The organism is Streptomyces sp. NPDC051104, assembly GCF_040682835.1.
GTDB lineage: Bacteria > Actinomycetota > Actinomycetes > Streptomycetales > Streptomycetaceae > Streptomyces > Streptomyces cynarae.
Window position 1 is genome coordinate 25,101 of the sequence record NZ_JBFBBS010000027.1, and the last position, 24,864, is coordinate 49,964.

Here is a 24,864-nt window from a genome sequence, read left to right on the forward strand (position 1 = left end):
CGATCACCGCCTGGGGGCGGTCGCGCACTCCCCGAAGTCCGCCCCGCGGAGCGTCCGGTACGACCTGAGGCGTGGCGGCAGCCCTGTTCAGCCCAGTGACAGCACGACGAGTGCCGCCGTCGCGGCGGTCTCGGCGAGAGCGCCGAAGACGTCACCGGTGACCCCGCCGAAGCGGCGCACGCAGTGCCGCAGCAGCAGTTCGGCGGCGGCGACCGCGACGACGACCGCGAGGGTCGTCCGGGCCGTGTCGTACGCCCCGAGGAGCGCGCCCCCGGCCGCCGCGGCCACGGCGACGGCGACGCCGACCACCAGCGCACCGCCCGCCGGCACCACGCCCGCGACCGCGGCCCCCAGACCCTCGGGCCGGGCGGCCGGTATGCCGTCGCGCGCGGCCAGGGTGAGGGCCAGCCGGGCCGCAGTCGCGGAGACCACCGCCGCGAGGACCCCCCGCTCCAAGGAGTGGCCGTACGCCTGCGCGAGCGCCGCCACCTGCGCCAGCAGCACGAGGACCAGCGTGATCACACCGAACGGCCCGATGTCGGACTGCTTCATGATCCGCAACGCGTCCTCGGCGGGCTTGCCGCTTCCGAGCCCGTCGGCGGTGTCGGCCAGCCCGTCCAGATGCAGCCCCCGGGTGAGCACGGCGGGCACGGCAGCGGAACCGACGGCGGCGACCAGGGCTCCCGCACCCAGCAGATCCAGCACCGCCCCGGCCGACCCGGCGATCCCCCCGACGACGACTCCGGCGAGGGGTGCGCACAACATGCCTCCACGCGCTGCGTCCCGGTCCCACCGGGTGACCTCGACGGGAAGCACGGTGAGGGTGCCGAAGGCGAAACGGAGGCCATGAGCGGGCGGGATCCTGGACACGGCGGCAGCGTAGCTGGCCGAGCCGACACGCCCCGGACCCTCACCCCCGGGTATCACGCAACCACGCGGCGTCCGGGGAACGTTGACGCAGCTCCGACACCGAGCACAACAACACCACCGCCCCGATCGCCGCGATGTGCTCCTTGCCCGCGAGGTTGTCCTTCACGGCCAGCTCCACGAGCATCGCCGTGACCACCACGCTCCCCGTGACGCGCGCGCCGTACCGCCAGCACAGGAACAGGGCCAGCCCGATCACCGCCGCCGACGGCCCGGTGTCGACGACCTGCGCGTCGGTCGCGGGCAGCCCCAGCGGATGGTGCGCGCCCAGGCCGATGCCCACGCGCGCGTACAGGGTGCCGGACAGCGTGGCCGCGTAGGCGATGACGAGGGTGCGCCACCAGCCCAGGCAGATCTCGGCGATCCCGAAGACGAACAGTATCTGCAGCAGAGCCCCCCACACCGGCAGGTCGAGAGCCGGTACGAAGAGGGAGAGCGGGGTGCGCAGCAGGGCCAGCCACAGCGGCCCCTCGGCCCGTACGGACCCGATGTTCTGCACGAACTGAAAGCCCCACGACTGGTTCTGCACGAACTGCAGGACCGACGTGAGGCACACGGCCGCGAGCGTCATCGGCAGCGCCCGCCAGGTGCGCCGGACGAGTGCCTGACGCACGGTGACGTACGGCGGTCCCCACTCGGCGCGGACCAGGCGGGCGAGGGCGTTCATCCAGCGGTCCCCATCTGTCCGGCGCTCATCGACTCCCCGCCGCTCGTCATCTCCCCGCCGCTCGTCATCCCCCCGCCGCTCGTCATCTCCCCCGTGCTCCTCACCTGTGTGACTGGAGGTGCTTGCGGTGCAACCACTTCGGCAGTCCCGGTGCCTCCAGGAACCCCTCGGCACGCGCCGAGGCGATGCCGATGCGCAGCAGGTCCGCGCTCTTCTCGAAGAGCAGGAACCTGGGTTCCCAGATGGGCCGGTACTTCGCGTTGGCCCGGTACAGCGACTCGATCTGCCACCAGCGCGAGAAGAAGCTGAGCAGCGAACGCCACAGCCTGAGCACCGGTCCGGCGCCGAGCCGTGCACCACGTTCGAAGACGGAGCGGAACATGGCGAAGTTGAGCGAGACCTGCGTGACCTCGATCTCCCGGGCGCGGCGCAGCAGTTCGATGACCATGAACTCCATGAGGCCGTTGTCGGAGTCCCGGTCGCGCCGCATCAGGTCCAGCGACAGGCCGTGCGGTCCCCACGGCACGAAGGACAGCAGTGCCCGCAGCCGTCCCTCGCCGTCCCTGCACTCCAGCATCACGCACTGCCCGTCCTCCGGGTCGCCGAGCCTGCCCAGCGCCATGCTGAAGCCCCGTTCGGTGGCCCCGTCGCGCCAGTCGTCGGCCTTCTGCAGCAGGAACGCCATCTCGTCGGCGGGGATGTCCGCGTGGCGCCGGATGCGGACCGTGTACCCGGCGCGTCGCACGCGGTTGCAGGCCTGGCGGACGGTGCGCATGGCCCGCCCGTCGAGGGTGAACTCGCCGACGTCCACGACGGCTTCGTCGCCGAGTTCCAGGGCGTCCAGCCCGTGCCGCGCGTAGACGGTTCCGGCCTCCTCGCTCGCGCCCATCACGGCCGGGATCCAGCCGTGCGCGCGGGCCTCGGCGAGCCAGGGCTCGATGGCGCCTGGCCAGGCCTCCGGGTCGCCGAGCGGGTCGCCGGAGGCGAGCGAGACGCCGCCGAGGACGCGGTAGGCGACGGCCGCCTTGCCGGTGGGCGACCAGATGACGCTCTTCTCGCGGCGCAGTGCGAAGTAGCCGAGGGAGTCACGTTCGCCGTGCCGTTCGAGCAGCGCCCGCAGTCGTTTCTCGTCGTCCTCGGTGATCGGGTCGACGGCGCGCCGGGAGCGGAAGGCGGCGTACAGGACGACGAGGACGAGCAGCGTGCTGAACACGTTGATGGTGACGTTGACCCAGTTGGGGGTGGCGATCCCCGGGTAGTGCGAGTCGTCCACGGTGACCGAGACCAGGCGCAGCGTGCCGTAGCGCCAGCGCTCCGGGAAGGTCGAACGGCGGGCGTCCCGCGCGGTGTTGGTGACGGTCACCAGAAACGCGGCGAGCAGCGAGGAGGCGAGCAGGCCGCCGGCGGCGACGGCGGCGGCGAGCCGCGGGTTGGACCGGTCGCCCTTGGCGTAGAACTCGCGCCGGCCGACGAGGAGCGCGCCGGCGAAGGCCGCGGTGAGGACCAGGGAGAACCAGTTCTGGGCGTACTGCCGGATCTCCGGGAAGGTCATGGCGAACGCGAACAGCAGCAGGAACGGGCCGCTGAGCGCCAGGTTGAGGATCCACGCCGCCCGCTTGCGACGCCGCATGGTGACGGCGAGGAACATCGTGAACACGCCGGAGGCGAAGCCCGCGGTCAGCAGGTACGGCGTGAACAGGTTCTCCTGGTTGTGCCGTCGCACGTCCTGCCCGAAGGAGACCCAGACGGCGGAGAGGAAGTTGATGAACGTGACGGCACGCAGGTACCAGACGGCGTACGCGGCGGCCCGCCGGGAGGCCCGCCCCCCGCCCCCCGGCCGAACCGAGCGTTCCGGTTCCATGCTAAATCGGGCATCTCCCATGAAGGGTGATGATATGGGGCGTCTGGGGGTGTGCAGGGGAGCGGTTCAAGACAGAAAACGACCAGTTCACTTGCTTCTGGCGAGGATGCCCCGGCGTTCACGCCGGGGAGGAATCGACTCCCGTGGCTGCGACGCGGAGCGTCGCCGCACCTGCTCTCTGCGTGGCGCGGAAGCCCCGCACCGCTGCCCGCAGAAGTCAAGTGACGGGAACGGTTGTCCTGGTGCCGCGGCAGGCAACGTTTGCCCGTCAAGGAGCGGTGTCCGGTGCGTGCTCTGGGGGTCCCCCCTGCTCGAAGAGCTTGGGGGTGGGGGTCCCCCCCCTGCTCGAGCGAAGCCGAGAGCTTGGGGAGTGCCGGGCGTCGCGACGGGGCGAACGTTGCCTGTTGCGGCACTAGCTACCACCGGTTGTGGTGGTCGCTGGGCGAACAGGGATCATGTGTGCGGGAGTCGTACTACGGTCCGATGCCGTGAAGTTGGTGGTGCATGCGCGCCATACCTCGCAACGCTGTCCGCGCTGCGGGCACACCGGTCGGGCCAACCGGCCCGACCGGGACCACTTCCGCTGTCGTCGGTGCGGGCTCGCTGGCCCCGCCGATGTCGTCGCCGGGGTCGACGTGCGCGACCGCGCACGCTCGGCGTGGGCATTCGTCACCATGCCCGTCCCACAACCGGCCTGACCGGAGAGGGAGATGCGACCCGTGACCGTCCTGTCGTAGAGGGCAGTCGGGAGCGCGACGAGGTGTGAACGACCGAGCGCACAAGCTCGGCCGTTCACGGCCGAGAAGGTGACTCCTGGTCCTCGGCCTCCCCGGGCTTCTCCGGGAGTTCCGCGGCCAGCGCTGCGGCGGCCTGCACGAGGGGCAGCGCCAGCAGGGCCCCGGCTCCCTCACCGACCGTCACACCGTGGTCGAGCAGCGGTTCCAGGGCCATCCGGTCCAGAGCCTTGGCCTGGGCCGGCTCCCCGCTGCTCTGGCCCGCCAGCCACCAGTCCGGCGCGCGGAACGCGATCCGCTGCGCCACCAGCGCGCACGCCGCCGACACCACCCCGTCCAGGATCACCGGCGTCTTGCGCACCGCACACTGCAGCAGGAAGCCGGTCATCGCGGCCAGATCGGCACCGCCCACCGCCGCCAGCAGCTGCAACTGGTCCCCGAGCACGGGCCGGGCCCGCCGCAGCGCGTCCCGGATCGCCGCACACTTGCGCATCCACGCCAGGTCGTCGATCGCCAGGCCCCCGCGCCCGGTCACCACGGAGGCGTCGGTCCCGCACAGCGCGGCGATCAGCACCGCCGCCGGCGTCGTCCCGCCGACGCTCACATCACCGAGGACGACCAGGTCCGTCCCGGCGTCCGCCTCCTCGTCCGCGACCGCGACCCCCGCCCGGAACGCCGCCTCCGCCTCCTGAAGCGTCAGCGCGTCCTCCACGTCGATGCGTCCGCTGCCGCGCCGCACCCGGTGCCGTACGACGTCCTGCGGAAGCCCGTCGGGGTCGCAGTCCAGCGCCATGTCCACCACCCGCACGGGCACGTCCAGTTGCCGCGCCAGGATCGACGCCGGGCCGGCGCCCTCCAGGACCGCCCGCACCAGCTGGTCGGCGCCGCCCGCCGGCCGCGCCGACACGCCGAGCGAGGCGACCCCGTGGTCACCCGCGAACAGCACCGCGCGCGGCCGCTCGATCGGCCGCACCGGCACGGCGGACTGCGCCGCCGCCAGCCACTCACCCAGGTCGTCCAGGCGCCCCAGTGCCCCGGGCGGCACGATCTGACGCTCCCGGCGCGCCTCCGCGTCGCGGCGCACCCCGCCGTCGGGGCGCTCGATCAGATCGGTGAAGTCGTCGAGATTAAGCGAGCTCATTCGCCGAACAGTACCGGCAGAGATCGAACGCCAGGGCGCCACCCGCAGTCAGGGTGTGCCGTGAAAGCCATCCCTTCGGCCGTCATCCGCGGAGCGCCAGCGCCTGACCGGCCACCACCAGCAGCACATGCTCGCACTCCGCCGCGAACGCCGCGTTCAGACGGCCGAGTTCGTCGCGGTAGCGGCGGCCGGACGCGGTCGCCGGGACGATGCCGGAGCCCACCTCGTTCGAGACGGCGACGACCGTCCGCCGGGTCTCACGGACCGCCGCCGCCAGTTCCTCCACCCGGGCCCGCAGCACCCGCTCGCCGCCGGTCGCCCACTCGGCGTCGTCCCACGCGTTCACCGCGTCCATCGCGTCCGTCAGCCACAGCGACAGACAGTCGATCAGCAGCGGCGGCCCGTCCTCCTTCAGGAGCGGTACGAGGTCGCAGGTCTCGGCGGTGCGCCAGGAGCCGGGCCGCCGCTCACGGTGCGCGGCCACCCGCGCCGCCCACTCCGTGTCCCCGCTCCGCGTCCCGCCCGTCGCCACGTACAGCACGTCCGGGAACGCCTCCAGGCGCCGCTCCGCCTCCACCGACTTGCCCGACCGGGCCCCGCCCAGCACGAGGGTGCGTCGCGGCACGTCCGGTACGTCCTCATAGGCTCCGACGGGCAGCACCGTGCCGTCCGGGACCGCCCGCGCCCCCGCCGCCGCGAGCCGCCGCGCCGGCTCCGCGCCCGGCGGGACGTCATGGTCCAGATGGGCGGCGATGACGTCCGTGGTCGGCCCGAGCGCCCCCACCGCCCGCAGCTTCGCCAGCGCGTCCGGCCGCCCCACGATATCGGCGACCACCATGTCGTACGGCTCCGCCGGCCCCACGAGCCCCGCGGGCGCCGCGCCCGGCGGCAGATACAGCAGCCGCATCCCGTCCGGGCCGGTCACCGCGTACCCCGTGCCCGGCGCGTCCATCGCGAGCGCCCGCACCCGGTGTCCGGTCAGCAGCGCCAACTCCCGCCCGTCCGGCACCCGCCCGGGCTGCGGCAGGGCCGCCGGTACCTCCACCGGGGGACCGTCGTGCGGATGCGTGAGCAGCACCTGCCGTACGCCCGCCAGCGACTGCCCGGCACGCGCGGCCGCGAACGCCACGCCAGGCGTCAGGTCGAGCAGCAGCGCCCCGTCCACGAGCAGGGAGGTCGCCGCCCGCGCCTCGGGCCCCAGCGCCCGCGCGCAGGCGGCGCAGGGACAGTCGGGACGGGGGAGTCCGAGCGGGGCACCGGTACCGAGCAGAGTGAGTTCCACGGACCCGATTTTCCCGGGTCGCCGCAGGTCTTGCGCGTCCGGCTACCCTCGGATCACGAGCCGGACCAAGATCCGGCCCCTGGTTCGCAGGTGCTCACATCGTGGAGGCGTACATGGTGGCATGGACGTGGCGGTTCGAGAAGGCCGACGGGACGGAGGTCCAGCCCGCGGTCGTGCCCGAGGAGTTCACCACGCAGGGGGACGCCGAGTCCTGGATCGGGGAGCACTGGAAGGAACTGCTCGCCGGAGGCGCCGACCAGGTGCGGCTGTTCGAGGACGGCACGGAGATCTACGGGCCCATGAGCCTGCACGCCGAGGAGTAGTCCACTGGCCCGGGGCGGGGGCCCGGCCCTCGCCCATCCCTACTGCTCGCCCAGGGTGACGTCCACCGTCTTCCGGTGACCGTCCCGAAGGAACGTCACCGTCGTCCGCTGCCTCGGCTTGTCACCGGCGAGCGCCTCCGCGAGGGACGTCACCGTGGTGATGCGCGTGTCACCGAGTCCGGTGATGATGTCGCCGGCCCTGAGCCCCGCCCTGTCGGCCGCGCCCCCGCTCTTGACGTCGACCACCGCGACCCCGGCCGGCTGGTAGCTGTCGTTCACCACCGTGCGGGCCGAGATCTCGAGGGCCGCGCGTCCCGATTCGGTGACGTGCCCGGTCCTGATGATCTGGTCGGCGATCGTCTTCACCAGGGACGCCGGGATCGCGAAGCCGATGCCGGGCGCCGCGCCGCCCCCGAGCTCCGGGTCGACCGCGGCGAGCGTGGGGATGCCGATGACCTGGCTGCCGAGGTTGACCAGCGCGCCCCCGCTGTTGCCCGGGTTGATCGCAGCCGAGGTCTGCACCATGTTCCCGATGGTGGCGCCCGTACCCCCGTCGCCACCCTCGCTGACAGTCCGTCCGGTCGCCGACACGATCCCCTGCGTCACACTCGACGCGAGCCCGAGCGGGGAGCCCATGGCGAGCACGATCTGCCCCACCTCGACCTTGGCCGAGTCCCCGAAGGCGGCCGCCTTCAGCCCGCGCGGCACCTTGTCCAGCCGGATGACGGCGAGGTCCTGCTCCGGGTACGAGGAGACGAGCCGGGCGGTCAGGGGCTGCTCGCTGTTGGCGGTGGTCACCTCGAACGCCCGGTCGCGCCCGATCACATGGGCGTTGGTGACGATGTGCCCCTTGCCGTCGTAGACCACGCCGGACCCCAGGGCGTTGCCCGTCCGGATCTGCACGACGGACGGCAGGACGTCCTTGACGACCCGTTGGTACTCGCTCTGCAGGTCGTCCCCCGCCGTGGTCGGGGCCGCCTGTGCGCTCGCCGTGTCCTCCGTCCGGGCCGGGGACCCGGAGCCGCCGGTGCAGCCGCCGAGCAGGACCAGACAGCAGACGAGGAGCGGGGCGCACAGCCGGTACGGGACACGGGTACGGGAAGCGTCCATGCCCCGAGTGTCACCAAGAGCCGACTGTCCTGCCCCCGGTGCTCACCCGAACGGGATCGGCCGGGCGGCTCTCAGGGGCCTTTGCCCTATGCCCGCCCGGATCGCGCGGCCTGGCACCGCACCTCGCCGAGTTGCCGAAAAGCCCTGGTAGCTCCTCCCCCGAGCTCTCGGCTTCGCTCGAGCAGGGGGGACCCCCACCGAGGGCTCTCCGGCGCCTTGCGATGCACGGCACCGGACCACGCGACCTCATCGGACGCTCATAGTGCAAGGACCCCTCAGCCGCGCACGCCGCACAGATGCAGCAACGCGGCGACCCCGCGGTACGGGTCCGTCCGTCCGACCCGCTCCTCCACCGCCAGCAGCGTCTCGACATCGGCGGGAATCGCCGCGTCGTCCGCCGCCGTGTCGGTGAAGACCCGCACCCCGTACCAGGCGTGCAGCGGTGCGCCGATCCCCGCCAGCGTCGCGGTCAACGCCGCCAGCCGGTCCGTGCGCACCTCCAGGCCGAGCCGGTTGGTGTAGGACACGGTGCCGAACGCGGCCAGCGCGCCCGCCCAGTCACCGGACAGGCCCGGCCGCATCGCCAGCGCGTCGCCGTTGCGCACCAGCAGGGAGAGCAGCCCACCGGGCGCCAGCATGCGGGCCATCCCCGCCAGCAGCGCGTCCGGCTCCTCGACGTACATCAGCACCCCGTGGCACAGCACCACGTCGAAGCTGCCCGGCAGGAAGTGCACGCCCGTGTCCCGGCCGTCGCCCTCGATGATCCGCATCCGCTCCCGGATGCCCTCCGGCTCACCGGACAGGGCCTCGCGGGCGACGGCGATCATCCTCTCGTCGCGCTCGAGCCCGGTCACCTGGTGCCCCGCCCGGGCCAGTCGCAGTGCCTGCGTCCCCTGGCCCATGCCCACGTCCAGCACCCGCAGCCGCTGCCCGACCGGGTACCGCCCGGCTATCTGCTCGTCCAGCTGCCGGGCCACCAGCTCCTGCCGTACGACATCACGCAGCCCCCCCAGCTTGCTCAGCCAGGCGTCCGCCGCGCCCCCGGAGAAAGACGTCGTGCTCAGGGCCGCTCTCCGCGCTTGACCTGCGGCTTCGGCAGCCGAAGCCGACGCATCTGCAGGGAGCGCATCAGAGCGTAGGCGACCGCGCCCCGCTTGTTCTGGTCGGGGAAGCGCTCGCTGAGCCGCTTGCGCAGCCGGAACGCGGAGAACACCGAGTCGACGACGATCCCCAGGATCACGATCAGCCACAGCAGCAGCGCGATCGACTGCAGCGCGCCCACCCGCACCACACTCAGCACGAGGATGACCACGGCCATGGGCAGGAAGAACTCCGCCACGTTGAGCCGGGAGTCGACGTGGTCGCGCGCGAACTTGCGGACCGGACCCCTGTCCCGGGCCGGCAGATACCGCTCGTCACCGCCGGCCAGCGCCTGACGCTGCTTCTCCAGCGCGATGCGCCGCTCCTCGCGCTGCCGCTTGGCGGCATCCTTGCGCGACATCGAGCTGTTGGCGACGCTGCGCCGCTGGGACTGGGCCTCACTGCGCTTGGGCGTGGGCCTGCCCTTCGGGGCCTGCGGGTCGCGGGGCTGCTTGGAGTCGGTCACCGGCGCCTTGTCGGCGATCGGGGCCTTCTCTTCCTTGGCACGGCTACGGAACACAAAACCCAAGGGTACGGGGTGCCCCCGCATGGACCCCAGCCCCGTGGGGAACGATCCGGCAACACCGCTCGTCTCCAGGGGGACAGAGCGGCCGTAAAAGGAAGACCGCCGACGTTCTTCCACAGGGTGGCTGAGGGAATCCCGGCGTCTCCCCGTACGTAAGCCCGGGGGACACCTACTCCCTACGCCGGAGCGGGACCGTACGCAGTCGTCCTTGGGGATGACCGCATCCGTTCCCGAACAGTGCGGTAATGGATGCAGGGCCCGTACTGTGGGTTCTGTCGCAGGACTGTGAGCCGGAGTCGGTCAGAAGGGGGCGCGCGAAGCCCATGAGCGGTGTCATGAAGCGTATGGGGATGATCTTCCGCGCGAAGGCGAACAAGGCCCTTGACCGGGCCGAGGACCCGCGCGAGACCCTCGATTACTCGTACCAGAAGCAGCTGGAGCTGCTGCAGAAGGTGCGCCGCGGCGTGGCCGACGTGGCCACCTCGCGCAAGCGCCTGGAGCTCCAGCTCAACCAGCTCCAGCAGCAGTCGTCGAAGCTGGAGGACCAGGGCCGCAAGGCGCTCGCGCTGGGCCGGGAGGACCTGGCCCGCGAGGCGCTGTCCCGGCGGGCGGCGCTCCAGCAGCAGGTGACGGACCTGGAGTCCCAGCACCAGACCCTGCAGGGCGAGGAGGAGAAGCTCACGCTGGCGGCCCAGCGGCTGCAGGCGAAGGTGGACGCCTTCCGCACGAAGAAGGAGACCATCAAGGCGACCTACACGGCGGCCCAGGCACAGACCCGGATCGGCGAGGCGTTCTCCGGCATCTCCGAGGAGATGGGCGACGTCGGCCTCGCGATCCAGCGCGCCGAGGACAAGACGGCCCAGCTCCAGGCCCGCGCCGGTGCGCTCGACGAACTGCTGGCCTCCGGTGCCCTGGACGACCCCTCGGGGATGGCCAAGGACGACCTCCAGGCCGAGCTGGACCGGCTCTCCGGCGGTACGGACGTGGAGCTGGAGCTGCAGCGCATGAAGGCGGAGCTGGCGGGAGGCTCGTCCGACCAGCGGCAGGCGATCGAGGGCGGCACCGGGCAGGGTCAGAACCAGTCCCAGCCGCAGGACACCCCGCGCTTCGACAAGCAGTAGCCGGTCTCGCGCCTGAGGAGGCGACATGATCGTACGGATCATGGGTGAGGGGCAGATACGCCTGGACGACGCCCACGTCACCGAGCTGAACAAGCTGGACGACGAGCTGCTCGCGGAGATGGAGCAGGGTGACGAGTCCGGCTTCCGCCGCACCCTGACGGCGCTGCTCGAGGAGGTCCGCCGTCTGGGCGCTCCGCTTCCGGACGACTCCCTGGAACCGTCGGAGCTGATCCTGCCGTCGCCGGACGCGAGCCTGGAGGAGGTCCGGGAGATGCTGAGCGGGGACGGGCTGATCCCGGGGTGACGGGCACGGTTCAGCCCAGGTCAGCGAAATCCAGCCCCTGAGGGTCCCCCCTGCTCGCAGAGCTTGGGGGAGTTTGAGGAGGAGGCCGTTCAGGCCGATCGGGGGCCTGGGGGCGCAGCCCCCGGGCGGTATGCGCCGCCGGTCAGACCCGGCCTCGGTTCCGCCCGCCGCGGGCGCCCCGTACCGTGAAGCCGTGAGCACCCTGGAACGCACCCGGTGCCAGATCCGCGCCCACCCCCTCGCCCTGGACGCCGTGCTGGCCTTCGGTGTCTTCGTCGCCATGCTGGCCACCTCCTTCGCCGACCCCCACGGCGAAGGCGCCACCTGGGGCGCCCACACCCCCGACGCACTCAGCCTCGTCCTCATGGTGCTCGGCGCGGCAGCGCTGGTCCTCCGCAGGCGGCGCCCCATGGCCGTCCTCGCCGTCACCGTCGCCCTCTCCCTCGTGGAGCTGGTCACCGCCGACCCGCGCGCCCCCGTCGCGATGTCCGCCGTCGTCGCCCTCTACACCGTCGCCTCCACCACCGACCGCCCCACCGCCTGGCGCGTCGGCCTGCTGACCATGACCGTGCTCACCGGCGCCGCCATGCTCGCCGGCCCCCTGCCGTGGTACGCCCAGGAGAACCTCGGCCTCTTCGCCTGGACCGGCATGGCGGCCGCGGCCGGCGACGCCGTGCGCAGCCGCCGCGCCTTCGTGCAGGCCATCAGGGAGCGCGCCGAGCGTGCGGAGCGCACCCGGGAGGAGGAGGCCCGCCGCCGCGTCGCCGAGGAGCGGCTGCGCATCGCCCGCGACCTGCACGACGTCGTCGCCCACCACATCGCCCTGGTCAACGTGCAGGCCGGCGTCGCCGCCCACGTCATGGACAAGCGGCCCGACCAGGCCAAGGAAGCCCTCGCCCACGTCCGCGAGGCCAGCCGCTCCGCACTCAACGAACTCCGCGCCACCGTCGGCCTGCTCCGCCAGTCCGGCGACCCCGAGGCCCCCACCGAACCCGCCCCCGGCCTCGCCCGCCTCGACGAGCTCGCCGACACCTTCCGCAGCGCAGGGCTCCCCGTGGAGGTCGCCCGCGCCGACGACGGCACGGCCCTGCCCGCCGCCGTGGACCTGGCCGCCTACCGCGTCATCCAGGAGGCCCTCACCAACGTGCGCAAGCACGCGGGACCCACCGCCAAGGCCGAGGTCAGCGTCGTCCGCGTGGGCCCGGACGTGGAGATCACGGTCCTCGACGACGGCCCGGGCGAGGACACCGCACCCGGCGACGACGACGGCCACGGCGGCCACGGCCTGCTCGGCATGCGGGAGCGCGTCACCGCCGTCGGCGGCTCCCTCACCACCGGTCCCCGCTACGGAGGCGGCTTCCGGGTCCATGCGATCCTGCCGGTCGAGAACCACACGACGACCGCAGCCGGGGAGACCGTGTGACCGCCGCCCAGGGAGCGCCCGTATGACCATCCGCGTCCTGCTCGCCGACGACCAGGCGCTGCTCCGCAGCGCCTTTCGCGTGCTCGTCGACTCCGAGCCGGACATGGAGGTGGTGGGCGAGGCGTCCGACGGGGCGGAGGCGGTACGGCTGGCCACGGAGCGGGGTCCCGACGTCGTCCTCATGGACATCCGCATGCCCGGCACGGACGGCCTCGCCGCCACCCGCCTGATCAGCGCCGATCCGGCCCTCGCCCATGTCCGGGTGGTCATACTGACGACCTTCGAGGTCGACGACTACGTCGTGCAGTCGCTGCGCGCCGGCGCGTCCGGCTTCCTCGGCAAGGGCTCCGAGCCCGAGGACCTGCTGAACGCCATCCGCGTCGCGCACGGCGGCGAGGCACTGCTGTCGCCCGCCGCCACCAAGGGGCTCATCGCCCGGTTCCTCGCCCAGGGCGACGACGGCGGCCGCGACCCGGCCCACTCCGACCGGCTCGACACCCTCACCGGCCGGGAGCGCGAGGTGCTCGTCCAGGTCGCCGGCGGTCACTCCAACGACGAGATCGCCGAGCGCCTGGAGGTCAGCCCGCTGACGGTGAAGACGCACGTCAACCGGGCCATGGCGAAACTGGGCGCCCGCGACCGGGCGCAGCTGGTGGTCATGGCCTACGAGTCCGGACTGGTGCGTCCACGGGTGGAGTGACCTGACCCGGCGGTGCTGGCGTAGAAACGGGAGTCGATCTCCTCCTGGGGCGCAGTGGCCGCGTCCGTCGTCGTTTTGCGTTCCGTTTGAGACAGGGGGTGCAGGCCGTCGTGGTCCCAGGTGAGGGTGGCCGGATGCGTGGTGCCGGGGACCTCGCCGCAGCTCGGCCGCCACCGCCCACCCAGGCATCATGCAGCATCACGTGACCTCGATGACGTAGGGCGCCGACCACCGCAGGTCGCCGGAGCGACTGAGAAAGCCACTACGATCCGGTTGATCACCGAACCGGGGAGGGGACATGGCCGAGGGTCGGGAAACGGACGCGGTCGCCGAGAGACGGGTGGAGCTGGCCTATCGGCCGACCGCTGGCGAATTGGCGTCCGCGCTGCGCGCACGCGCGAGGAGCACCGGCGCGGGACGCTTTCAGCGCGTGGCGCTGGTCTGGACGGTGGCGGTCACGATCGTCGGCGCCCTGCTGTCGGCGGCTGGCTCCGGCCGCCGCGACACACCGTGGCCCCTGTATGCGGGGGTGGTGGTCTTCCTCGCCTTCAGGACTGCGGTGCCGTGGTTGCAGGCGCGCCGCCTCCACCGGCTCGCCGAACGGCAGGGGGACATCCGCGGGACGGTCGACGACACCGGGGTCCGGCTCACCACCGCGCACAGCTCGGCCAGCCACGACTGGCACCTCTACTCGCGCTATGTCGAGACGCCGGACCTGTTCGTGCTTCTCAGCGCCGACAAGTCCGCCGTCGGCTTCGCCGTCCTACCCAAGCGGGCCGTGGCGGCCCCGGAGGAGGTGGACCGGCTCCGGGCGGTCCTCGACCGGCGGCTGGTGCGCGCGGACGCCGGCGAGGCGCCTGGAAGCCCGCGGAGCCGGGGCCGGGCCGTGGGCCGCGGGGCCGGCTCCGTCGGATTGTTGCTGCTGGGGCTGCTGCTGTTCTTCTTCGCCTTCGCCGCCGTCCAACACGCCGCGCACCCGGACCGCTTTCCCGGGATTCAGAACAACACCGCCCCGATATCGGCCGTCATGCTGGGGCTGGGGACGCTTGCGGTCGCCGGGGCTTGGTGGCTCGTACGGCGGATGACCGTCATGCGGATCGTGACCGCCGTGCTCGCCGTCCTTGTCCTGCTGGCCGGTGGCGCCGCCCTGTACCGCGTTGGGCCGATGCTCCACTGCTGGGGCTCGGACCGGATCGCCCGCCAGCCCGAGGGCGCCTACGTCTGCTACGACTTCTGAGCGGGCCACGGTCCCCGAGCGGGCCCGGCGATCATCCCTCGGCGGCGGGCCGCAGAAGCCGGGCAATCAGCAGCAGGAAACGAAGCTCTCAAGGCCACCGGTCACCTTGCGACTGGTGTCCGGGCCAGGACTTCGGGGCCATGAGGAACGGCGTCTGAGCCACGCCCTCCAAGGCCCAGGCGGCGTGTGCATGCCCATGTGTGCGGCCCGCTCTGTCGCGGGTCCGTGGCGAAGTCCGGCTGCGTCTTCGCGCGAGTCGGCCGTCATGCTGCGGGACACGCCATCACGCCACGCGGGAGCGGTGGGCGAGCGAGCGCATCGCTGCGGCACGCGCGGCCAGGGACAAGGCCGGAACGGCGAAGAGCGCCTCTCACACTGAGAGGCGCTCTCACGCGCGTACAGACGAAACCGCTACGGCAGCGCCAGCATCCGCTCCAGCGCCAGCTTCGCGAACGCCTCCGTCTCCTTGTCCACCTGGATGCGGTTCACCAGGTTGCCCTCGGCCAGGGACTCCAGGGCCCACACCAGGTGCGGCAGGTCGATGCGGTTCATCGTCGAGCAGAAGCAGACCGTCTTGTCGAGGAAGACGATCTCCTTGCCCTCCGGTGCGAAACGGTTCGCCAGTCGTCGCACCAGGTTCAGCTCCGTGCCGATGGCCCACTTCGAGCCCGCCGGGGCCGCTTCCAGCGTCTTGATGATGTACTCGGTCGAACCCACGTAGTCCGCCGCCGTCACCACCTCGTGCCTGCACTCGGGGTGCACCAGCACGTTCACGCCGGGGATCCGCTCCCGCACGTCGTTCACCGAGTCCAGGTCGAAGCGACCGTGCACCGAGCAGTGGCCCCGCCACAGGATCATCTTCGCGGCGCGCAGCTGCTCGGCCGTCAGGCCGCCGTGCGGCCGGTGCGGGTTGTAGACGACGCAGTCGTCCAGGGACATGCCCATGTCGCGCACCGCGGTGTTGCGGCCCAGGTGCTGGTCCGGCAGGAACAGGACCTTCTCACCCTGCTGGAACGCCCACTCCAGGGCCCGCTTCGCGTTCGACGACGTGCAGATCGTGCCGCCGTGCTTGCCCGTGAACGCCTTGATGTCCGCGGACGAGTTCATGTACGACACCGGCACGACCTGCTCGGCGATCCCCGCCTCGGTCAGCACGTCCCAGCACTCGGCGACCTGCTCGGCCGTCGCCATGTCGGCCATGGAGCAGCCGGCCGCGAGGTCGGGCAGGACCACCTTCTGGTGGTCGGACGTCAGGATGTCCGCCGACTCCGCCATGAAGTGCACACCGCAGAAGACGATGTACTCGGCCTCCGGCCGCGCCGCGGCGTCCCGGGCCAGCTTGAAGGAGTCACCCGTGACGTCCGCGAACTGGATGACCTCGTCGCGCTGGTAGTGGTGCCCGAGCACGAACACCTTGTCGCCCAGCTTCTCCTTGGCCGCGCGGGCGCGCTCGACCAGGTCCGGGTCGGACGGCGAGGGAAGCTCGCCGGGACACTCGACGCCCCGTTCGCTCTTGGGGTCGGCCTCACGGCCGAGCAGCAGGAGGGCGAGGGGCGTCGGCTGTACGTCGAGCTCCTGGGTCTGGGCGGTGGTCACGACACGCACCCTTTCTGTTCTGCGGCTCGCCGGCCCTTCAGGCGGGCCGACGGGACATGCGGGACAAGCCTTTTCGTCGAATTGACGCTATCTATCATAACCGCTTCATGTCACTTTGACGATGGCGATAGCGTCGATGTGACGTGAATCCCGGCCTTCCCACGGCCGTCCCTCCACAGGCCGGTATGCGTGTTCCGGCGGGTATGCGAGCATGAGGAAGAAGCGAGACGCGAAAAGACGCGCGCGGGCCCGGAATGAATCCGCGGCCACGCCGGTTGCACTCGTCGGCAAGCAGTCTCCGTACAACCCGGGAGAGATGTAGATGTCCGTACAGGACGAGACCACCACCGTCACCGACGGCATCATCCTGACCGACGCCGCCGCGGCCAAGGTCAAGGCCCTGCTCGACCAGGAAGGCCGTGACGACCTGGCGCTGCGCGTCGCGGTCCAGCCCGGCGGCTGCTCCGGCCTGCGCTACCAACTCTTCTTCGACGAGCGCTCGCTCGACGGCGACGTGGAGAAGGACTTCGGCGGGGTCAAGGTCGTCACCGACCGCATGAGCGCCCCGTACCTGGGCGGCGCGACCGTCGACTTCGTCGACACCATCGAGAAGCAGGGCTTCACCATCGACAATCCGAACGCGACGGGGTCCTGCGCCTGCGGCGACTCCTTCAGCTGAGCAGCCCCCACCGGTAGGCGTGTGAAGGCGGCGTCCCCCACCCGGGGGCGCCGCCTTCCTCCGTCCGTGGAGCTTCCTACCGCGCGAGCGGAGGCCCCGCCCCGTCGGCGGGCACCGTCCCCTTCGGGATCGGCGTGCCGTCCGAACCGACCACCTGGCGGTCGCCCAGCGGCGCCTTGAGGTGCAGCGTCTCGTGGTAGACCTTGGCGATCATGATGCAGACCTTGCCCCGCCAGGGCGTCTCGGTCACGGTCACCGTCACCTTGTCCGAGCCCTCGCTCACCGACGCCGCGTAGTCGGCGCACACCCCGCCCTCGTAGGCGATGGTGAGGTCCCGGCCGACGGCGGTGTAGCCCATCACCTTCACGTCATGCTTCGTGGGCGCCGGGGACGGCGTCCCGCCCGGAGCGCTCCTCCCCGGGGACGACGTCCCGCTCGGCTGCCCCGGCGGCTGCGGAGTGGTCAGATACTGCGGGTCGATCGCCGGATACGTCACCGTGAGGCCGTCCCCGGCCCCGGTCGGCCGTACCTCGAACAGCCACGACGGCACCAGCACCGCCCGGCCGTTCACGGAGTGCCGGGCCAGCCCGAACACCGCGCCCTCCACCGTCGCCGACGCCCGCTCCGGCGCCGCGGTGGACGCCCCGCACGGCTTCTCGTCCCGCTCCTTCACCGGTACCGGACTGGCGCAGCCGCCGATGCCCTTTCGGCCGTACGAGGGCACGCCGTTCATCAGCTCCAGCGTCCGCTTGGCGTCGAGCACGGGATACGCCGCTCCCTTGACCGGCGCCTTCAGATTGCCGCTGCCGCCCACCACGCGGCCGTCCGCGGCCACCTGGACACCGGTCGACCAGCCGTGCGTGGGCAGCCCGCCGACCTCCGGATCGGCGTTCACCACCCGCACGGAGCCCAGGACCTGGTGCACGTCGAGCTTGGCGTCGTCCTGGCCGAGCGCCTTCAGCACCGGAGCGGCGGCCCGCTTCGCCACGGCCTCGCTCACCGCGGCGGAGGAGCCCTCGGCGGAGCCCTGCGCGGGGGCGCACACCTTGGTGCCCCGGCACAGGTTGTCGGACCCGGGCCCGTACCGGCTGAACGTCCACATCCCCGGCGCCTGCCCGGCCACCCGCAGCAACGGCTGCGCCCCGTCCTTGCCGCCGCCCACCGTCCAGGAGTCGCCGGCCCGCCGCGGCGTGCCGCTCACGTCCAGCGCCTTGGCGAGCCGGGCCACCTCGTCCCGCGTCACCTCGCCCTTCGCCCAGTACACGGGCGCCGAACCGGGGCCGCTGGGGAGCTTGCCCGCCGCGCGGTACGTCGTGCCGTACGGGTTCGGCTCGCCCACCGCGATGCCCGGCGAGCCGACCCCGCCACGGCCGTCGAGGGCCAGCGCCGGGGGAGCGCCGTCACCGCCCGGTGCCGAGGAGCCGCCCGCCCCGCCGGACAGGGTCGTGGCCAGATACGCTCCGCCGCCCCCCACCAGCAGGACCGCGGCCGCGACCGAGGCGACCACCACCGGGGAACGCCGTCGCGGCACGGCGCCGCCCCCCTCCTCGGGGACGTCCGCCGTCTCGCTCACGTCGTCGGGTCGCTCGGTGTTCACCGCATCGCTCCTTCGGCTCCACGCTGTCCCAGGAGACCCCGCCGTGCCGGAAAAGGGGCACGGAAGGTCGTATCCCGCCTCCCTCTTACGGGGGACGGCGATGGGACGCGGCGGGGGAGCGCACGGTTCCCTCGCGGGTGCGCCGGCCGGGCGCGGCCAGGCGCGGGATCAGTCCCCGTAGTCGGACATCGCGTCCAGGAGGCGGGCGGAGGCGGGCGGCACGCTGACCCCGTGGATCAGGGACGGTGAGACCGGCACGGGAGCGGCCTTCTCCGGTGCGGCCCAGTGCGGGACCATGCGGGCACAGTCGCCGCGCAGCGACGCCAGATCGCCTTCCGGTTCCGTGCCGAGCGGGGCGGTGCCGAGGACCTCGAGCTTCGTCATGGCCGCACCGTAGGCAGGCCCGAGCCCACCAGGAAAGATCTACCATCGGGTAGTTTCGCCTGCTTCAGAGGGCCCGGTGGACCGGGTAGCGTGAACTGTCCATCCCCTCCGCCCCAGGAGCGTGTCCTAGCCGTGCGTATCGCAGTCACCGGCTCCATCGCCACCGACCACCTCATGACCTTCCCCGGCCGCTTCGCCGACCAGTTCGTCGCGGACCAGCTGCACACGGTCTCCCTCTCCTTCCTGGTCGACCGCCTCGACGTACGCCGCGGCGGGGTGGGCGCGAACATCGCCTTCGGTATGGGACAGCTCGGCACCAAGCCGATCCTGGTCGGCGCGGCCGGCTCCGACTTCGACGAGTACCGCGCATGGCTGGACCGACACGGAGTGGACACGGACTCCGTGCGGATCTCGGAGACCCACCACACGGCCCGCTTCGTGTGCACCACCGACGCCGACCACAACCAGATCGGCTCCTTCTACAGCGGCGCGATGAGCGAGGCCCGGCTCATCGAGCTCAAGACGGTCGCCGACCGGGTGGACGGCCTCGACCTGGTCCTCATCGGCGCCGACGACCCGGAGGCGATGCTGCGCCACACGGAGGAGTGCCGCTCCCGGTCCATCCCGTTCGCCGCGGACTTCTCCCAGCAGATCGCCCGCATGGACGGCGACGAGATCCGGATACTGCTGGACGGGGCGACCTACCTCTTCTCCAACGAGTACGAGAAGGGGCTCATCGAGACCAAGACGGGCTGGTCGGACGCCGATATCCTCGGCCGGGTGGGCCACCGGGTGACCACGCTCGGCTCCCGCGGCGTGCGCATCGAGCGCGTCGGTGCGGACCCGATCGAGGTCGGAGTGCCCGAGGAGACGGCGAAGGTGGACCCGACCGGGGTCGGCGACGCCTTCCGGGCCGGGTTCCTCTCGGGGCTGGTGTGGGGGGTCACGCTGGAGCGGGCGGCCCAGGTGGGCTGCATGCTGGCGACCTTGGTCATCGAGACGCTGGGCACGCAGGAGTACCAGCTGCGGCGGGCGCACTTCATGGAACGCTTCACCAAGGCGTACGGGGACGAGGCCGCCGCGGAGGTCCAGGAACACCTGGCCTGAGGCCGCAGCGGGGCCACACCACGTGGCTAGTGCCGCAACAGGCAACGTTCGCCCCGTCGCGACGCCCGGCACTCCCCCAAGCTCTCGGCTTCGCTCGAGCAGGGGGGACCCCCACCCCCAAGCTCTTCGAGCAGGGGGTACCCCCAGAGCACGCACCGGACGCCGCTCCTTGACGGGCGAACGTCGCCTGCCGCGGCACTAGGAGAGCCGGCGGACCACGTACGCCGACCCCCGTTCCGCCGGCTCCTCTCCCACGTACTCCTGTCCCCGCATCTCGCACCAGGCCGGGATGTCCAGGCGCGCCGCCTCGTCGTCCGCCAGGACGCGGACCGTGCCGCCGACCGGGACGTCCCCGAAGACCTTCGCCAGCTCGATCACCGGGATCGGGCAGCGCTTGCCGAGGGCGTCGACGACCAGGGCGTCCTCCGGCCCGGCGGTCCGCGGGGAGGGCGCCCCCAGCTTCTCCCGGACCCCCGCCACCGCCTCCGGCAGCACCGCGAGGAACCGTTCGACGTCCTCCGCCGACGTCCCCGGCGGCAGCGACACGCGCACGTTGCCCTCGCTCAGCACCCCCATGGCCTTCAGCACATGGCTCGGCGTCAGCGTGCTGCTCGTACAGGACGAACCGGAGGAGACGGAGAAGCCCGCGCGGTCCAGCTCGTGCAGCAGCGTCTCTCCATCGACGTAGAGACAGGAGAAGGTGACGATCCCGGGCAGCCGGCGCACCGGATCACCCACCACCTCCACATCGGGGACCAGCTCCGGCACCCGCGCCCGGATCCGCTCCGTCAGCTCCCGCAGTCGCGGGGCCTCCTCGGCCGCCTCCGCCCGTACCGCCCGCAGCGAGGCCGCGGCCGCCACGATCGCCGGGATGTTCTCGAACCCGGCCGCCCGCCCCGACTCCCGCTCGTCCGAGGGCCCTTGGGGCGCGAACCGCACCCCCTTGCGCACCGCGAGAAGCCCGACGCCCGACGGTCCGCCCCATTTGTGCGCACTGGCCGTCAGGACCGACCAGTCGCCCTCCACCGGACCCCAGCCCAGGGACTGCGCCGCGTCCACCAGCAGCGGAACCCCGGCCGCCCGGCACACCTCGGCCACCCCGGCCACCGGCTGCACCGTGCCCACCTCGTGGTTGGCCGACTGCAGGCAAGCCAGCGCGGTGTCCGGACGCAACGCCTCCGCGTACTGCCCGGGGGTGACCGCGCCCGCGCGCGAGACCGGCACCTGTGTCACCGTCCCGCCCGACGCCTCGAACACCTCCGCCGAATGAAGCACCGAGGAATGTTCGACCGCTGACACGATCAGGTGGCGTCCGGCCCGGCGGCGGCCCGCCAGCACCCCCTCGATCCCCGCGTGCACCGCCCGCGTCCCGGAGGAGGTGAAGACCAGCTCGTCCGGACGGCAGCCCACCGCGTCGGCGGCCGCCTCCCGCGCCGCGTCCAGCAGCAACCGCGCCCGCCGCCCCTCCCGGTACAGCCGTGCGGGATCGGCCCACCCCTCATCGATCGAGGCCAGTAGGGCCTGCCGGGCAACGGGATGAAGGGGAGCACCGGAAGCAGCATCGAAGTAGCCCACACAGCAACGCTAGACGCCGTTCAGGGCAGCGTGGCCCGAAGGGGCGGGGCGCGCGGGGTTGTGTCGATATGCGGCTCCGCCGCGTGGGCGCGAGCAACCACAAACCACCCGCACTCGCCACACAAGCCGCACTCCCGAGCTATTAGGCGTCCCGGCGACACCCGCGGCGCGTACGGCACCCTCCCCGCAACCCGCCGGAAGGCGTCCAGTAGGGTTTGGTCCGCATAAACATCCAAACCCCTGCCCGACGCAGGGCGGCGACCGACCAGCGAGAAGGCCGCAGCCAACCGCGCGGGCGAGACTCTCGGGAAGGCGCTACGTGAGTCCCAACGGCTCCGACCGCTCGCCGCGGCGCCCGATGCGGCGGAAGCTGCTGCAGGCACTGACCGCGGGCCTGGTCCTGGCGACCGCAACCGGTTGCACATACAAGGACTTCCCCCGCCTTGGTATGCCCACCCCGACCACGGAAGAGGCTCCGCGGATCCTCTCCCTGTGGCAGGGGTCCTGGGCGGCCGCGCTCGCCGTCGGCGTGCTGGTGTGGGGCTTGATCCTGTGGAGCGCGATGTTCCACCGTCGCAGCCGCACCAAGGTCGAGGTTCCCCAGCAGACCCGGTACAACATGCCGATCGAGGCGTTGTACACGGTCGTCCCGCTCATCATCGTCTCGGTGCTCTTCTACTTCACCGCCCGCGACGAGTCGAAGCTCCTCAGCCTCTCCAAGAAGCCCGACGTCACCGTGAACGTCATCGGCTACCAGTGGAGCTGGGGCTTCAACTACGTCACCCCCGTCGACGGGGTGACGGGCGACGCGAAGACCGACAAGAACCTGGCCGCGATTCCGGACCGGTTCAAGAACGACTTCCCGGCGAACGCCGGCGGTGTCTACGACTTCGGCACGCCCGCCACGCGGAACCCGCAGACGGGCAACCCCGGTCCCACCCTGTGGCTCCCCAAGGGCAAGACCGTCCGCTTCATCCTCACCTCGCGTGACGTCATCCACTCCTTCTGGGTGCTGCCGTTCCTGATGAAGCAGGACGTCATCCCGGGCCACACCAACGCCTTCGAGGTGACCCCCAACCAGGAGGGCACCTTCCGCGGCAAGTGCGCCGAGCTCTGCGGCGTCGACCACTCCCGGATGCTGTTCAACGTGAAGGTCGTCTCGCCCGCAACGTACGAGCAGCACCTCAAGGACCTCGCGAAGAAGGGGCAGACCGGTTACATTCCCGCCGGCATCGCGCAGACGAGCCACGAGAAGAACCGGGAGACGAACAACCTGTGAGCATCCTCAACGAACCCCAGGGTGCCGCGGCAGCTGAGTCGTACGAGAACGAGCTGCCGGTACGGCGCAGGCGACCCGGTAACGTCGTCGTCAAGTGGCTGACAACCACCGACCACAAGACGATCGGCACGCTGTATCTGACGACGTCGTTCGCGTTCTTCCTGATCGGCGGCGTGATGGCGCTGCTCATGCGCGCCGAGCTGGCCCGTCCGGGCCTGCAGATCATGTCGAACGAGCAGTTCAACCAGGCGTTCACGATGCACGGCACGATCATGCTGCTGATGTTCGCGACGCCGCTGTTCGCCGGCTTCGCGAACTGGATCATGCCGCTGCAGATCGGCGCGCCCGACGTGGCGTTCCCGCGGCTGAACATGTTCGCCTACTGGCTCTACCTGTTCGGCTCGCTCATCGCGGTCGGCGGCTTCCTCACCCCGCAGGGCGCGGCCGACTTCGGCTGGTTCGCCTACAGCCCGCTGTCGGACGCGGTCCGCTCGCCGGGCGTCGGCGCCGACATGTGGATCATGGGTCTGGCCTTCTCCGGCTTCGGCACGATCCTCGGCTCGGTCAACTTCATCACCACGATCATCTGCATGCGCGCCCCCGGCATGACGATGTTCCGCATGCCGATCTTCGTGTGGAACGTGCTGCTGACCGGTGTGCTCGTGCTGCTGGCCTTCCCGGTCCTGGCGGCCGCGCTGTTCGCCCTGGAGGCGGACCGCAAGTTCGGGGCCCATGTCTTCGACGCGGCCAACGGCGGCGCACTGCTGTGGCAACACCTCTTCTGGTTCTTCGGCCATCCAGAGGTGTACATCATCGCGCTACCGTTCTTCGGCATCATTTCCGAGGTCATCCCGGTCTTCAGCCGTAAGCCGATGTTCGGCTACATGGGCCTCATCGGCGCCACCATCGCCATCGCCGGTCTGTCCGTGACGGTGTGGGCGCACCACATGTACGTCACCGGTGGCGTGCTGCTCCCGTTCTTCTCCTTCATGACGTTCCTCATCGCCGTCCCCACCGGCGTGAAGTTCTTCAACTGGATCGGAACGATGTGGAAGGGCTCGCTGTCCTTCGAGACGCCGATGCTCTGGGCGACCGGCTTCCTGATCACCTTCACGTTCGGTGGTCTGACCGGTGTCATCCTGGCCTCGCCGCCGATGGACTTCCACATCTCGGACTCGTACTTCGTGGTGGCGCACTTCCACTACGTGGTCTTCGGCACCGTCGTCTTCGCGATGTTCTCCGGCTTCCACTTCTGGTGGCCGAAGATGACGGGCAAGATGCTCGACGAGCGCCTCGGCAAGATCACCTTCTGGACGCTGTTCATCGGCTTCCACGGCACCTTCCTGGTGCAGCACTGGCTGGGCGCCGAGGGGATGCCGCGTCGTTACGCGGACTACCTCGCCGCCGACGGCTTCACCGCCCTGAACACGATCTCGACGATCTCCTCCTTCCTGCTCGGCCTGTCGATCCTGCCGTTCCTCTACAACGTGTGGAAGACGGCCAAGTACGGCAAGAAGGTCGAGGTCGACGACCCGTGGGGCTACGGCCGTTCGCTGGAGTGGGCGACCTCCTGCCCGCCGCCGCGGCACAACTTCCTCACGCTGCCGCGGATCCGCTCCGAATCCCCCGCCTTCGACCTGCACCACCCGGAGATCGCCGCGCTCGAGCAGCTCGAGTACGCGGGTGCCGGCAGCAAGGGCGTCGCTGGTGGCAAGGAGGCCGGCAAGTGAAGATCCAGGGCAAGATGTTCCTGTGGCTGGCCGTCTTCATCCTCGTGATGGCCATCATCTACGGCCTGTGGTCGAAGGAGCCGGCCGGCACCACCGCGCTCTTCCTGGCCTTCGGCCTGAGCGTGATGATCGGCTACTACCTGGCCTTCACGGCCCGGCGGGTCGACGCGGGAGCGCAGGACAACAAGGAGGCCGACGTCGCCGACGACGCCGGTGAGATCGGCTTCTTCAGCCCGCACAGCTGGCAGCCGCTCGCCCTCGGCATCGGCGGCGCGCTCGCCTTCCTGGCGATCGCGATCGGCTGGTGGCTGCTGTACTTCTCGGCCCCGCTGGTCCTGGTGGGCCTGTGGGGCTGGGTCTTCGAGTACTACCGCGGCGAGAACCGCACCCAGTAACACGCGCCGAGCGCGACGGGAGCCCG

At 71.5% G+C, this 24,864-nt stretch carries 24 protein-coding genes; 12 read left to right on the plus strand and 12 right to left on the minus strand.

Annotated features, from left to right (window positions below; all coding sequences use genetic code 11):
• Positions 1-87 precede the first annotated feature (87 nt).
• The 3 genes from AB0N14_RS28390 to AB0N14_RS28400 form a co-directional block, all read right to left on the minus strand.
• Entirely contained in the window at positions 88-870 is a 783-nt protein-coding gene (locus AB0N14_RS28390; protein WP_366028556.1) for an adenosylcobinamide-GDP ribazoletransferase, read from the minus strand.
• 40 nt (positions 871-910) lie between these two features.
• A complete protein-coding gene (locus AB0N14_RS28395) occupies positions 911-1,594 on the minus strand; it encodes a hypothetical protein (protein ID WP_366028557.1) in 684 nt (227 codons plus the stop codon).
• 100 nt (positions 1,595-1,694) lie between these two features.
• Positions 1,695-3,455: a phosphatidylglycerol lysyltransferase domain-containing protein gene (locus AB0N14_RS28400; RefSeq protein WP_366028558.1), complete on the minus strand. Its 1,761-nt coding sequence runs from the start codon at positions 3,453-3,455 to the stop codon at positions 1,695-1,697.
• A gap of 455 nt (positions 3,456-3,910) precedes the next feature.
• On the opposite strand from AB0N14_RS28400, the gene AB0N14_RS28405 reads away from it, so the two are divergent.
• On the plus strand, positions 3,911-4,153 hold the full coding sequence (locus AB0N14_RS28405; RefSeq protein WP_366028559.1) for a zinc ribbon domain-containing protein: 243 nt from the start codon (positions 3,911-3,913) through the stop codon (positions 4,151-4,153).
• A gap of 94 nt (positions 4,154-4,247) precedes the next feature.
• On the opposite strand, the gene cobT is transcribed toward AB0N14_RS28405, so the two are convergent.
• Both cobT and AB0N14_RS28415 read right to left on the minus strand, forming a co-directional pair.
• Positions 4,248-5,330, minus strand: a complete 1,083-nt coding sequence (cobT, locus tag AB0N14_RS28410; RefSeq protein WP_366028560.1) for a nicotinate-nucleotide--dimethylbenzimidazole phosphoribosyltransferase — start codon at positions 5,328-5,330, stop codon at positions 4,248-4,250.
• 82 nt (positions 5,331-5,412) lie between these two features.
• Positions 5,413-6,612, minus strand: a complete 1,200-nt coding sequence (locus tag AB0N14_RS28415) for a bifunctional adenosylcobinamide kinase/adenosylcobinamide-phosphate guanylyltransferase (protein WP_366028561.1) — start codon at positions 6,610-6,612, stop codon at positions 5,413-5,415.
• 113 nt (positions 6,613-6,725) lie between these two features.
• Between AB0N14_RS28415 and AB0N14_RS28420 the strand changes: the two genes are divergently transcribed.
• Positions 6,726-6,935, plus strand: coding sequence for a hypothetical protein (locus AB0N14_RS28420; RefSeq protein WP_366028562.1), 210 nt, complete (start codon positions 6,726-6,728; stop codon positions 6,933-6,935).
• A 39-nt stretch (positions 6,936-6,974) separates the two neighbouring features.
• Here AB0N14_RS28420 and AB0N14_RS28425 read toward each other — a convergent pair whose 3' ends face one another.
• The 3 genes from AB0N14_RS28425 to AB0N14_RS28435 form a co-directional block, all read right to left on the minus strand.
• Positions 6,975-8,045 carry a trypsin-like peptidase domain-containing protein gene (locus tag AB0N14_RS28425; protein WP_366028563.1) on the minus strand — a complete coding sequence of 357 codons (1,071 nt, stop codon included), beginning with the start codon at positions 8,043-8,045 and terminating at the stop codon, positions 6,975-6,977.
• A 275-nt stretch (positions 8,046-8,320) separates the two neighbouring features.
• Positions 8,321-9,022 carry a methyltransferase domain-containing protein gene (locus tag AB0N14_RS28430; protein WP_366028564.1) on the minus strand — a complete coding sequence of 234 codons (702 nt, stop codon included), beginning with the start codon at positions 9,020-9,022 and terminating at the stop codon, positions 8,321-8,323.
• Positions 9,023-9,105: 83 nt separating this feature from the next.
• Positions 9,106-9,735 (minus strand): DUF3043 domain-containing protein, encoded by a 630-nt coding sequence (locus tag AB0N14_RS28435; protein WP_366028565.1) that lies wholly within the window; start codon positions 9,733-9,735, stop codon positions 9,106-9,108.
• A gap of 299 nt (positions 9,736-10,034) precedes the next feature.
• Between AB0N14_RS28435 and AB0N14_RS28440 the strand changes: the two genes are divergently transcribed.
• The 5 genes from AB0N14_RS28440 (at position 10,035) to AB0N14_RS28460 (ending at position 14,496) form a co-directional block, all read left to right on the plus strand.
• Positions 10,035-10,832 carry a PspA/IM30 family protein gene (locus AB0N14_RS28440; protein ID WP_366028566.1) on the plus strand — a complete coding sequence of 266 codons (798 nt, stop codon included), beginning with the start codon at positions 10,035-10,037 and terminating at the stop codon, positions 10,830-10,832.
• 25 nt (positions 10,833-10,857) lie between these two features.
• Complete coding sequence (locus tag AB0N14_RS28445) at positions 10,858-11,136, plus strand: hypothetical protein (RefSeq protein WP_366028567.1); 279 nt, start codon at positions 10,858-10,860, stop codon at positions 11,134-11,136.
• 193 nt (positions 11,137-11,329) lie between these two features.
• Positions 11,330-12,559: a histidine kinase gene (locus AB0N14_RS28450; protein WP_366028568.1), complete on the plus strand. Its 1,230-nt coding sequence runs from the start codon at positions 11,330-11,332 to the stop codon at positions 12,557-12,559.
• Between the two features lie 22 nt (positions 12,560-12,581).
• Positions 12,582-13,259, plus strand: coding sequence for a response regulator transcription factor (locus AB0N14_RS28455; RefSeq protein ID WP_366028569.1), 678 nt, complete (start codon positions 12,582-12,584; stop codon positions 13,257-13,259).
• Positions 13,260-13,557: 298 nt separating this feature from the next.
• The gene (locus AB0N14_RS28460; RefSeq protein ID WP_366028570.1) at positions 13,558-14,496 is read left to right on the plus strand and encodes a YcxB family protein; all 939 of its coding nucleotides are present in this window, start codon (positions 13,558-13,560) and stop codon (positions 14,494-14,496) included.
• A gap of 411 nt (positions 14,497-14,907) precedes the next feature.
• Here AB0N14_RS28460 and nadA read toward each other — a convergent pair whose 3' ends face one another.
• Entirely contained in the window at positions 14,908-16,092 is a 1,185-nt protein-coding gene (gene nadA, locus AB0N14_RS28465; RefSeq protein WP_366028571.1) for a quinolinate synthase NadA, read from the minus strand.
• A gap of 322 nt (positions 16,093-16,414) precedes the next feature.
• Here nadA and AB0N14_RS28470 point away from each other — a divergent pair, with 322 nt between their 5' ends.
• Positions 16,415-16,771, plus strand: coding sequence for an iron-sulfur cluster assembly accessory protein (locus AB0N14_RS28470; RefSeq protein WP_366028572.1), 357 nt, complete (start codon positions 16,415-16,417; stop codon positions 16,769-16,771).
• Positions 16,772-16,847: 76 nt separating this feature from the next.
• Here AB0N14_RS28470 and AB0N14_RS28475 read toward each other — a convergent pair whose 3' ends face one another.
• Both AB0N14_RS28475 and AB0N14_RS28480 read right to left on the minus strand, forming a co-directional pair.
• Complete coding sequence (locus AB0N14_RS28475) at positions 16,848-18,368, minus strand: hypothetical protein (RefSeq protein ID WP_366028573.1); 1,521 nt, start codon at positions 18,366-18,368, stop codon at positions 16,848-16,850.
• Between the two features lie 168 nt (positions 18,369-18,536).
• Entirely contained in the window at positions 18,537-18,752 is a 216-nt protein-coding gene (locus AB0N14_RS28480; protein ID WP_366028574.1) for a hypothetical protein, read from the minus strand.
• Positions 18,753-18,884: 132 nt separating this feature from the next.
• On the opposite strand from AB0N14_RS28480, the gene AB0N14_RS28485 reads away from it, so the two are divergent.
• Complete coding sequence (locus AB0N14_RS28485; RefSeq protein WP_366028575.1) at positions 18,885-19,859, plus strand: carbohydrate kinase family protein; 975 nt, start codon at positions 18,885-18,887, stop codon at positions 19,857-19,859.
• Between the two features lie 198 nt (positions 19,860-20,057).
• Here the strand turns inward: AB0N14_RS28485 and AB0N14_RS28490 are convergent, their stop codons facing one another.
• Entirely contained in the window at positions 20,058-21,434 is a 1,377-nt protein-coding gene (locus AB0N14_RS28490) for an aminotransferase class V-fold PLP-dependent enzyme (RefSeq protein WP_366028576.1), read from the minus strand.
• A 319-nt stretch (positions 21,435-21,753) separates the two neighbouring features.
• Here AB0N14_RS28490 and coxB point away from each other — a divergent pair, with 319 nt between their 5' ends.
• Genes coxB through AB0N14_RS28505 form a run of 3 tightly spaced genes read left to right on the plus strand, consistent with a single transcriptional unit; the run spans position 21,754 to position 24,838 of the window.
• Positions 21,754-22,713, plus strand: a complete 960-nt coding sequence (gene coxB / locus AB0N14_RS28495; protein WP_366028577.1) for a cytochrome c oxidase subunit II — start codon at positions 21,754-21,756, stop codon at positions 22,711-22,713.
• Entirely contained in the window at positions 22,710-24,443 is a 1,734-nt protein-coding gene (ctaD, locus tag AB0N14_RS28500; RefSeq protein WP_366028578.1) for a cytochrome c oxidase subunit I, read from the plus strand. The genes coxB and ctaD overlap by 4 nt, the downstream gene beginning before the upstream one ends.
• Positions 24,440-24,838 (plus strand): cytochrome c oxidase subunit 4, encoded by a 399-nt coding sequence (locus tag AB0N14_RS28505; RefSeq protein ID WP_366028579.1) that lies wholly within the window; start codon positions 24,440-24,442, stop codon positions 24,836-24,838. The genes ctaD and AB0N14_RS28505 overlap by 4 nt, the downstream gene beginning before the upstream one ends.
• Positions 24,839-24,864: the final 26 nt, after the last annotated feature.

Excerpts from the sequence above, each read along its gene's own strand:
- AB0N14_RS28405 (WP_366028559.1), top strand. The coding sequence starts at position 3,911 with ATGTGTGCGGGAGTCGTACTACGGTCCGATGCCGTGAAGTTGGTGGTG.
- AB0N14_RS28460 (WP_366028570.1), top strand. The coding sequence starts at position 13,558 with ATGGCCGAGGGTCGGGAAACGGACGCGGTCGCCGAGAGACGGGTGGAG.
- AB0N14_RS28395 (WP_366028557.1), bottom strand. The coding sequence starts at position 1,594 with ATGAACGCCCTCGCCCGCCTGGTCCGCGCCGAGTGGGGACCGCCGTAC.
- cobT (WP_366028560.1), bottom strand. The coding sequence starts at position 5,330 with ATGAGCTCGCTTAATCTCGACGACTTCACCGATCTGATCGAGCGCCCC.
- AB0N14_RS28455 (WP_366028569.1), top strand. The coding sequence starts at position 12,582 with ATGACCATCCGCGTCCTGCTCGCCGACGACCAGGCGCTGCTCCGCAGC.
- AB0N14_RS28435 (WP_366028565.1), bottom strand. The coding sequence starts at position 9,735 with ATGCGGGGGCACCCCGTACCCTTGGGTTTTGTGTTCCGTAGCCGTGCC.
- AB0N14_RS28445 (WP_366028567.1), top strand. The coding sequence starts at position 10,858 with ATGATCGTACGGATCATGGGTGAGGGGCAGATACGCCTGGACGACGCC.
- AB0N14_RS28480 (WP_366028574.1), bottom strand. The coding sequence starts at position 18,752 with ATGACGAAGCTCGAGGTCCTCGGCACCGCCCCGCTCGGCACGGAACCG.
- AB0N14_RS28400 (WP_366028558.1), bottom strand. The coding sequence starts at position 3,455 with ATGGAACCGGAACGCTCGGTTCGGCCGGGGGGCGGGGGGCGGGCCTCC.
- AB0N14_RS28420 (WP_366028562.1), top strand. The coding sequence starts at position 6,726 with ATGGTGGCATGGACGTGGCGGTTCGAGAAGGCCGACGGGACGGAGGTC.
- AB0N14_RS28470 (WP_366028572.1), top strand. The coding sequence starts at position 16,415 with ATGTCCGTACAGGACGAGACCACCACCGTCACCGACGGCATCATCCTG.
- AB0N14_RS28425 (WP_366028563.1), bottom strand. The coding sequence starts at position 8,045 with ATGGACGCTTCCCGTACCCGTGTCCCGTACCGGCTGTGCGCCCCGCTC.
- AB0N14_RS28440 (WP_366028566.1), top strand. The coding sequence starts at position 10,035 with ATGAGCGGTGTCATGAAGCGTATGGGGATGATCTTCCGCGCGAAGGCG.